This is a genomic window from Romboutsia sp. D33t1_170424_H2 (genome assembly GCF_015669105.1).
Classification (GTDB): domain Bacteria; phylum Bacillota; class Clostridia; order Peptostreptococcales; family Peptostreptococcaceae; genus Romboutsia_C; species Romboutsia_C hominis.
Map to the genome: position 1 here is coordinate 1 of NZ_JADOZQ010000037.1, position 1,446 is coordinate 1,446.

A 1,446-nucleotide genomic window follows, 5' to 3' on the forward strand; every position below is an offset into this window, starting at 1 on the left:
TTAGCTTCACAAGCTTCTTTTCCAAGTGCAAGTATAGCTACTTTAGCTCCACATTTAGCTAAAGCTTCAACCATAGCTCCGCAAAGTACTCCTGTTCCACCTGTTACTACAACTACTTTATCTTTTAGATCAACATTAAATGGTAATTTCATGTTATTGCCTCCCCTTTAGTCTTCTATACTTGTATACTAGCATATCCTTCCCAGGAAAACAATATCTTTTTCATTTTTTTATAAAATATTTTATATTCCGTTTATTTTCTACATAAAATAATTATTTTTTACTAAATTTATTTAGTTTACATTGCAATTAATATAATTTAACATTTACTTAGTAGGTTTTAGTTCATAAAAAAATTCTCTTCACCTAAGCCACGTGTCGGCGAAATACTTCATATCGCCAACTACTTCATCCGTTGCTCAAAATATAATTTTTTAAGAAACTATATATGCAAATCCATTTACATTTTCAAACCTATTGAAATATCTTATTTTTATAAGTTATCAACAGCTTTATGCTTAATATAGTTTCCTGAATGTAAAAAAAAATAAGCATCTGTAATTACAGATACTTATTTAAAATAAATACTTACATCATCATTGTCTTTTATCAATGTTCTCCATTCTTTAGCTGGTAATACTATATGTTTTTGTATATAATCATCTATCTTATCTACTTCTTTGTTTTTTATTATGTTTAGCATTTCTTCATGTTGACTTATTATTTTATTTCTATTAGTTTTCATTTCAGATAATAATCTCATTCTATTATAATGAGTACTTATATTCATTATACTATCCCATATGTTTATTTTATTACATCCTAAAAATATTAACCTATGAAATTTTTTATCTAAATTATGAAACTCTATTTCTTTTCCTTCTATATCACATAATAACTTTTGTGCAAATAGATTTTTTTCTAATTCTATAAATAAATCCTCTGGAAAATATTCGCAAGCTTCTTTTAAAACTTCTTTTTCTATAGTAGATCTCATAAATATAGCTTCATCTATTATTTTACTATCCATTAAAGAAACATAAGTACCTGATTGCGGCTTAACCTCTATCAAGTGCTCATTTTTTAATTTCATTAAAACTTCTCTAATAGGTGTTCTTGATATATTTAGTTTTTCTGATAAGTCAGACTCGCTAAGTAGTTCTCCTGGCTTTAGTTCTAAAGACATTATATTGTCTTTTAAAATTCTATATGCATATTCTTTACCTGTTTCTTTGTATTTCTTTTCGTAAAGTATCATTATTTCCTCCAATTGGTTACTTTTTATTAGTGTTGTATATTAGTATATTAGTAAATTCACAATATAAATCAAAAAACTCTAAGATTATAAAATAAAATTTTACCATAATTATTGATTATTGACAAAAATAAAATAATTCCTCACTTTTATTGTAACAACTATGTGGTGATAATACTATATAATTCTTT

At 25.0% G+C, this 1,446-nt stretch carries 1 protein-coding gene; it reads right to left on the reverse strand.

Annotated elements, in window-relative coordinates:
• Window positions 1-571: 571 nt before the first annotated feature.
• The gene (locus I4U66_RS14595; protein ID WP_092925126.1) at window positions 572-1,258 is read right to left on the reverse strand and encodes a GntR family transcriptional regulator; all 687 of its coding nucleotides are present in this window, start codon (window positions 1,256-1,258) and stop codon (window positions 572-574) included.
• Window positions 1,259-1,446 lie beyond the last annotated feature (188 nt).